Genomic DNA, 5,409 nt, shown 5'->3' on the forward strand with positions numbered 1-5,409 from the left:
GTTGTCCGTGGTCTGACGACGTTCCGCGCCAGCGGATCCAGAGGCTGTCCAACGACTCGATCGGGGCTTTCCCGAAGTTTTTTCCATCCCTCTTTATAACCGCCTTTTCGCCATGACCGAATTTATGTACGACATTGACAGTTTGCTGATAGCCGGGGTGCTGTTGGTTTCCATGCTGTTGGCTATAGAAAGTGGTTATCGATTGGGCGCTCGCTCCGAGCATGTCGCCGGCGAGGATTTCAAGCAACATGTCAACGCGACTTCGGCATCGTTGCTGGGAATATTGGCTCTGTTGCTGGGATTTACGTTTTCGTTGTCGTTGCAGCGCTACGATAGTCGTAGCGAGGCGGTGGTCGACGAAGCCAACGCAATAGGGACCACCTACTTACGTTCGCGGTTGTTGCCGGTCGGCGTGCGGGACGAGGTGGGTAAATTGTTGCGCGAGTACGTCGATCTGCGGGTCAAGGCCGGGGAAATCAATTTGACTGCCCACCAAACGCTCAGCGGGATGGTCGCCGAAACTAGCCGACTGCATTCGGCGTTGTGGGATTATGCGCGGCGGGCGGTGGAACTCGACCCAAGGCCGGTCACCAGCGGCTTGTTCGTGCAAACCTTGAACGAATTAATCGACAATTACGGTAAACGCGACGCGGAGCTGGCGCGGCACGTGCCCGAGTTCGTACTGCTCTTGCTCTATATTACCTTCATCATGACCGGCGCTGTGGTTGGCTATGCCACCGGGTTGGCCGGGCATCGTCCTTCCTTCGTTACCCACATTTTAGTGGGACTGATCGTGATATTGGTATTTATCATCCTCGATTTGGACCGTCCGCGCCGTGGTTGGATTCAAGTCAGTCAGAAAAGCATGCTCGATTTACAGATCGGTATTCGCGATCTTCCCGACGTCGGCAAGCAATAAAGCAAGCCCAGTCATCCGAACGGACGCTGGAGCCGGCTTGATCTCCTGAATAATTTCTAGTAGTGTTCCTGAGTCGAAAAAATGTGGCCTAGGTCCGTTTTGGTTGTTCGGCACTATTTCAAGGAAAACCTATCAACCCGGAGTTTTTATGAACCAGAATGTTTTATTGGCGGGCGTTTTACTGTTGGCGACCTTATCAAACACGGCCAGCGCCGCGGTGTTGGATTTATCGACCGACGGCTCCAATCCTACTCCGCTCAGTTTTTCCGCGGGCGACAACGTGGTCGATGTGAGATTGGACCCTAGCGCCGGTGCGGATTCGCGTTTTTTTACGTTCGACATCGCAGTTGGCTATCAACTGAATTCTATTCGATTACAGGCCTTCACCTTTAGCCAGATTGGTAGTAACCCCACCGCGACCGGCGTGGCGTTTTTCGGCTTGAAGCAAGGCACCACGATCACGCCTAGCGTCGTCGACCCAGCCGCGGTCGATGGTTACGCGCTATTGGGCGCTCCGGTCGGCACAACCCCGATCAACGGCGTCATTCCCACGAATGTGGGGGAAGATGTGTTTCCCAGTCTGATTGCCACCGGGGCGTTTACCGGTACCCAATTGCCCAGCGCGTTAGGGGCGGGCAGCTACACGGTTTGGTTGCGTGAAAGCAGAACCCTGGACACGTTTTCCTTGAACTTTAAAATAGCCGCGGTGCCGTTGCCCGGCGCCGCTTGGCTGATGGGTTCGGTGTTGCTTGGCTTGATCGGTTGGAAAGATCGACGTGGGCAGCGCGCAAACTCGATTGCGGCTTAATCGCGGTATTCGCGAAGATAAGGATTAACCGTTGCCGACTCTTCTCGACCTTTGTCCCATCGGTAATCGCGCCGATGGGTTTTCAGATACTTCGACCGCGCCGAATTTCGGAAACATGCCTACCGTTTCTGATTTGGATTGGTGTTTGCGTCGCCGAGCCGAACCGGAGCTCGCCTGACGTTTTGCGGGGCGAATTGCGGGGCTTGCGAGCGATGCCGCGCGCGGCTCCATTCCAGAGCACGGTTGGTGACTTTAGCCGGGCGAATGGCGTATCAGCAAAATCAATGTCTTGTCATATTAAACTGCGAGCAAGCCCGGGTTTTCGTGGAATAACTCGCCGAGCAACCGAAAAAGCCCTATCATATTAGCCATCTCTTATGTGGGACGGGCTGAAAGGCGGTAGGGATTGCCGAAACTTTATTTCTTAATTGGAAATAAACAATGCATTCAGCATGGTATTGTAAATTAATGCCTGCGAGTTATAGTGGAGCCGTCTTCAATAACTCAGCGACTGAATTCAGTCCGGGATGTAAATATGAATGCTTCAAACAGCTTTTATAGAGATATTGCCACCGGTTTGTTGTTTATTATCGGTATGCTCGGTTTTCTGTCGGGCCAATTCGTTATTTCTACATTGATGTTCGGCGCGGCTTCAATTTCCAGCAATCTGGCCTGAGTGATACTGTCCGGCCGTCATGGTTTTAGTTACACAACCCAAGGCGTTGGCGATGAAAGTCCATGTCTTTCATCGCCGGGTTCGGCGTCAATCCGTATGAGGAGTATCACATGAAAGTTCGAAAAGGCAGCGAAATGCCTAAAGTGAAGAGGCCTGGTTTTTTTGGAGCGCTGAGTGGATGGCAAATTCCGACTCGACATAAATTAAATGCGGCAATGTTGGTGTTGTTCGGCTTATTGCACATTGCCGATGGCGCGATTACTTATTTCGGCTTGAGTTTTACCGATGTGGACGAGGTCAATCCCATTTTGAATTACTTCGCCGGTTTGGTGGGGTTGGGATTGGCCATTACATCGCTGAAAGTTGCGATACTTTTGGTGATTGCTTTTATCTTCTTCGACCGTCATTCGATCAAAGGGCGTTGGGGTACCGCCACCTTGGTATGGGCCGATGCCTTTTACAGTTGGGTAGTGACCAATAATTTTGCATTGGTCATGGGTGCCTGATTCCGCCCCACCCATCCGCTTGAAACGCGTGGGCTGGTTTTAGGCTCGACGCTGTTGATGTAAACGTCGTACTTTTATCGTCCGTTGCTGTTCGAATCCCGGTTCCCGCTCCGGCGGGAGGGATTTCGAATCTGAAATCCCGTTGTTTATCCGATTCGTCGGCTACCCTCAGGCTGCGCGAAGTCGTCCGATGTTGGACGCCGAAACCTCTTGCTTCTATACTGCAACGACCCAACCGCCAGTCCAATTGACGGCAATTTAAAAACGCCGCCGGCCACGATAAATTCCGCATGAAAATTCCGTTCCTGAGCTTATTTGGCCGATTTTGCGCGGCCTTGTTCATCGCCGGCTTGACCGGATGCGCCTATGTCACCGAGGGAGGCAAACTGCGGCCGATCACGCCGCAAGCGAACGCGATGAGGCCGATGGTAGAGCATACGGTTGGCGATTTCGCGTTTACGTTGGACGGCGGCGGTCTGGTGACCGACCATCTGGCCGGCGTGTTGATCAACCAGAATGTAATGAACGCCTGGGTGGACAGAGCGTATATCCGCGATCACGAAGCGGTTGCGCCGGGCGAATTTACCGGCCGGGCCGATTATCAATTGACTTTGTCCGGCAGCCAGCATGGCGAGTCCAGTATCGCTATGCAAATCCTCAGCGGCCTGACGTTGTTTGTAGTCCCTTATACGGTGACCCAAAATTACGATATTCGCTTTACGTTGGTTGATGCAAAGTCCGGTAAGTCTTACGCCGCCAGGGTCGAAGAAGCGAATGAGGTCTATATGGAATTGTTTTTGTGGCTGGCATTGCCGTTTGCCGCGCGCAACGAGCAGGCCATGTTCGAACGAATAGCCGACCATCTCTACGATCAGCTTTACCGGCAAGGCGCGTTTCAAGCGACGAGCGGCAAGGTCAGCGTACCTTGACGGGGCTGGATCGTTGTCGGGTTAACGCGGGTGCTGTCCCCGCGTTCAAAACTCGCCGGATTTGAATCCGCGTTGGCGTGAAAGTCCGCGCTCGGGCCGATTAATCGTTTAGCCATCCTTTAAGACTAAAGCCATTATGCATATTTGGGTTGACGCGGATGCCTGTCCGAAGCCGATCAAGGATATTTTGTTCAGAGCGGCCGAGCGCCGCCGGTTGGCGACTACCTTGGTCGCCAACCAACCGCTACCGGTTCCGCCGTCGCGCTATATCAGAATGCTGCTGGTCAGTAGCGGATTCGATGCGGCGGATAACGAAATCGTCAAACGCCTGGAACCGGGCGATCTGGTGATCACCGCCGATATTCCGTTGGCGGCGGAAGTCGTTGCCAAGGGCGGACATGCCATCAACCCGCGCGGCGAGCGCTATTCCAAGGAAAACATCGGCGAACGGTTGCAAATTCGCTCGATGATGGACAGTCTGCGCGCCAGCGGCGTCGATACCGGTGGACCATCGCCCCTGCATCCGCGAGACATTCAAGCGTTTGCCAATCAATTGGACCGATTTTTGGCGACCTTAAGCCGCGCGCCGGGTCAGTAACCATCAGCCACGCCGCTCGGCGCCACGTTGTCGTTAGCGATCGCCGGCAAGCCGCCCAGTCTTTTTATCGCTAAGCAGTATTGGGAACGCGCCGGGGTCTTCGTGGCCGCGATCCCGGCCAAAGTGTTGAAGCGGGATCGAGTACCACGAGGGATCTATTTCTTGGTCATGAAGAAATAGATGGATTGGCATTTCAAGACCATTTTCGCGCCGTCTTTCTCGACCGCGGTGCAGGTTTCCATTTTAGAGCGGCCGGGCGCGGCTTGCTTGTTCAGTTTGCCGTTCTCCACCGAATAATTCAGTATCGCCTTCAACTGATCGATCCGGGCATGAGAGTCCGAATCCTGGGTAATGCCTTCCAGCGTGCCGTCGTTTTTGAATGTCCAGGTGGTGTTCAGGCCGCGGGCGCCGCTGCCGTCGGCATTCAAGGATTCCTTATCGATTTGCCAGGTGCCGAGCAATTCGGCTTGGGTCAAAGGCTGTTCCGCCGCGCCGGCACCGAAAGAAAGAGTCAACAGCGCCAGCGCCGCCAGTTTGCGATAGGACATGATAAATTCCTTGAATTGCTTGTGGGAAAGGTCGCGATTGTAGCACGCCGCGTGCCGCCCGCTCAGTGGGAATGCAGTCGAAGCGTCGGCGGCGGGTCGCCATCGGCAAACAGCGCGCCGAGCGTCTCGGCCAGCGCATCGGCCGAGCCGGCGCTGATGAAAATCAGGCGGCCGCGCCGATCGTCATTGGCGCGCGGCGGTAGCGGCGTTGCCGGATAAAGCCGGCCGGCAGCGGCCTGGATCGCGACCGGCCCGCTAAGATCGGGCGGATAAACCACGCCTTTGATTCTGGGTAGCGCGCTATTGAATTGGGTCAGAAGCCGCTGTAACCGGCTTTGTAATCGCGGCCAGTCAGGCGTTTGTTCGAAGTACAAGGATAAGCTTTGGAATGCATGCCCGGTCGGATTGGCGACGCCAGGTAGCCG

General features: G+C 54.8%; 8 protein-coding genes. 6 read left to right on the plus strand and 2 right to left on the minus strand.

From position 1 onward, the window contains the following. Positions 1–112 precede the first annotated feature (112 nt). The 6 genes from AC3B8H_RS18015 to AC3B8H_RS18040 all read left to right on the plus strand — a co-directional run bounded on the left by AC3B8H_RS18015 (position 113) and on the right by AC3B8H_RS18040 (position 4,436). The gene (locus tag AC3B8H_RS18015; protein WP_488442924.1) at positions 113–919 is read left to right on the plus strand and encodes a bestrophin-like domain; all 807 of its coding nucleotides are present in this window, start codon (positions 113–115) and stop codon (positions 917–919) included. 148 nt (positions 920–1,067) lie between these two features. Further along, positions 1,068–1,727, plus strand: coding sequence for a hypothetical protein (locus AC3B8H_RS18020; RefSeq protein ID WP_488442925.1), 660 nt, complete (start codon positions 1,068–1,070; stop codon positions 1,725–1,727). 535 nt (positions 1,728–2,262) lie between these two features. Further along, a complete protein-coding gene (locus AC3B8H_RS18025) occupies positions 2,263–2,403 on the plus strand; it encodes a hypothetical protein (protein ID WP_488442926.1) in 141 nt (46 codons plus the stop codon). A gap of 62 nt (positions 2,404–2,465) precedes the next feature. Next, on the plus strand, positions 2,466–2,909 hold the full coding sequence (locus AC3B8H_RS18030; RefSeq protein ID WP_488442927.1) for a DUF5658 family protein: 444 nt from the start codon (positions 2,466–2,468) through the stop codon (positions 2,907–2,909). A gap of 290 nt (positions 2,910–3,199) precedes the next feature. Then, a complete protein-coding gene (locus tag AC3B8H_RS18035) occupies positions 3,200–3,838 on the plus strand; it encodes a hypothetical protein (RefSeq protein ID WP_488442928.1) in 639 nt (212 codons plus the stop codon). Positions 3,839–3,974: 136 nt separating this feature from the next. Beyond that, positions 3,975–4,436, plus strand: coding sequence for a YaiI/YqxD family protein (locus tag AC3B8H_RS18040; protein WP_488442929.1), 462 nt, complete (start codon positions 3,975–3,977; stop codon positions 4,434–4,436). Between the two features lie 155 nt (positions 4,437–4,591). On the opposite strand, the gene AC3B8H_RS18045 is transcribed toward AC3B8H_RS18040, so the two are convergent. Both AC3B8H_RS18045 and AC3B8H_RS18050 read right to left on the minus strand, forming a co-directional pair. After that, positions 4,592–4,984 (minus strand): hypothetical protein, encoded by a 393-nt coding sequence (locus AC3B8H_RS18045; RefSeq protein WP_168031381.1) that lies wholly within the window; start codon positions 4,982–4,984, stop codon positions 4,592–4,594. A gap of 62 nt (positions 4,985–5,046) precedes the next feature. After that, positions 5,047–5,409 (minus strand): CobW C-terminal domain-containing protein (locus tag AC3B8H_RS18050; protein WP_488442930.1); only part of this gene is annotated, 363 nt, incomplete at its 5' end.

Source organism: Methylomonas sp. BG-2, assembly GCF_057766305.1.